This window comes from Pseudomonas sp. AIG (assembly GCF_977020205.1).
In genome coordinates this window covers 1-1,424 of record NZ_CDROCK010000122.1, presented here as the reverse complement: position 1 = coordinate 1,424, position 1,424 = coordinate 1, and the positions used below count along the sequence as shown (strand labels likewise).

The 1,424-nt window shown below is 62.0% G+C and carries 1 protein-coding gene; it reads left to right on the top strand.

Annotation, left to right across the window (positions count from 1 at the left end; genetic code table 11):
* The coding region (locus ACWR1S_RS30790) for an immunoglobulin-like domain-containing protein (protein ID WP_454566134.1) at positions 1-1,424 on the top strand (1,424 nt) is incomplete at both ends.

Sequence of the window (1,424 nt, the reverse complement as noted above, 5' to 3'; positions counted from 1 at the left end):
ACGCTGACCAACGCGGCTGGCTCGCCAGTCACCGTGACCCTGTCGAACGGCGCCGTGATTACCATCGACGCGGGCAAGACTTCCGGCACTGTCACCGTTCCAGCTCCGGCAGATGACGTTTACAAAGATGCAGGCAAAGTCGAAGCGACTATTTCGACCGCCACCGGTGGCAACTTCGAGAACCTGGTGCCGAGCACTGTTCCGGCAGTGACCAACGTCACCGACACCATCGACACCTCGACCGTGAAACTGACGGCCGATACCTCCGTGGCTGAAGGCGGCACCGTCACCTACACCGCGACGGTGGGTGCGCCGGTTACCGGTTCGCCTGTCGTCGTCACCCTGTCAAACGGTCAGACCATCACCATTGGCGTCGGCCAAACCACCGGGACCGCAACCACTACCGCCCCGAACGATGCATTGACCGGTCACGCACCGATCACCAATGCAATCACCGAGGTCAGCGGTGGCAATTACGAGAATCTGGTGGCCGACAAGACCCCGGTTTCGACCAACGTCACTGACACTGTCGACACCACCGATCTGTCGCTGAGCGCGACCGGTACCGTGGCCGAAGGCGGTTCGATTGTTTACACCGCCACCCTGACCAACGCCGCTGGTTCGCCAGTCACCGTGACCCTTTCCAATGGCGCAGTGATCACCATCGAGGCCGGCAAAACCACTGGCACCGTGTCTGTCCCGGCGCCAGCCGATGACGTCTACAAAGACGCCGGCAAAGTCGAAGCGACGATTTCGACCGCGACTGGCGGCAACTTCGAAAACCTGGTGCCGAGCACCGTGCCGGCCGTGACCGAAGTCACCGATACCATCGACACCTCGACCGTCAAACTGACGGCCGATACCTCCGTGGCTGAAGGCGGCACCGTCACTTATACCGCCACTGTGGGCGCACCAGTCACCGGTTCGCCGGTCACCGTGACGCTGGCCAATGGTCAGAACATCACCATCGAAGTCGGCAAAACCACCGGCACCGTGACCTTCACCGCACCGAACGATGCGCTGACCGGCCACGCGCCGCTGACCAACTCGATCACTGGCGTAACCGGCGGCAACTACGAAAATCTCGTGGCCGACAAGACACCGGTTTCGACCAACGTCACCGATACCGTCGACACCACCAACCTGTCGCTGAGCGCGACTGGCTCGGTTGCTGAAGGGGGCTCGATCGTCTACACCGCGACGCTGACCAACGCGGCTGGCTCACCAGTCACCGTGACCCTGTCCAACGGCGCCGTGATCACCATCGAGGCGGGTAAAACCACTGGCACCGTCACCGTCGCTGCGCCGACGGATGACGTTTACAAAGATGCAGGCAAAGTCGAAGCAACCATTTCGACCGCGACCGGCGGCAACTTCGAGAGTCTGGTACCGAGCACCGTGCCGGCCGTGACCAATGTCACCGA